The 549-nt window shown below is 45.2% G+C and carries 1 protein-coding gene; it reads left to right on the top strand.

Annotated elements, in window-relative coordinates; translation table 11 throughout:
- Positions 1–389: YmdB family metallophosphoesterase (locus J7R13_RS08720; protein WP_208438299.1), on the top strand; the 389-nt coding region annotated here is incomplete at its 5' end.
- Positions 390–549: the final 160 nt, after the last annotated feature.

Here is a 549-nt window from a genome sequence, read left to right as displayed (position 1 = left end):
AAGCCGATAAGGTTATTTTTGACTTTCACGCAGAAACGACAAGCGAGAAGCAATGTTTTGGCCATTTTCTTGATGGAAGTGTGAGCGTTATCGTTGGCACACATACCCATATTCCCACGGCTGATGCGCAGATCTTTGAAGGTGGGAGCGCCTATTTAACGGATGCAGGCATGTGTGGAGATTATAATTCATCTCTTGGAATGGATAAAGAAGAACCCTTACACCGTTTTCTTTATAAGACGAAGCAAGATCGTTTTGAACCGGCGTGTGGTCCCGCCACCCTTTGTGGTTTAGCAGTTGAGATTTCAGATCGCACAGGTTTAGCAGAAAAGGTCTCGGCGGTACGGATTGGTCCTCATTTAAAGCCTGAAGTTCCAGATTTTTGGTAGCTTCTTTTAATCCACCCCCTTTGATGATTGCTCTCCACTGTGCGCCCTTTGGATGATCGCTTTCCAATATTTCCTTTTGAGAACTCTTTTGGCAAGACGATTTTTCAAGCCCTTCCCAAATCCCTAAAAACACCGCACCCCTCAATTTGCCTAACACAGC

Origin of the sequence: Bartonella taylorii 8TBB, assembly GCF_902825155.1 — a bacterium.
In the GTDB taxonomy this organism is placed as follows: domain Bacteria; phylum Pseudomonadota; class Alphaproteobacteria; order Rhizobiales; family Rhizobiaceae; genus Bartonella; species Bartonella taylorii_A.
Note: the sequence above shows the minus strand (reverse complement) of the source record. Positions and strands in the feature narration are given on the sequence as shown.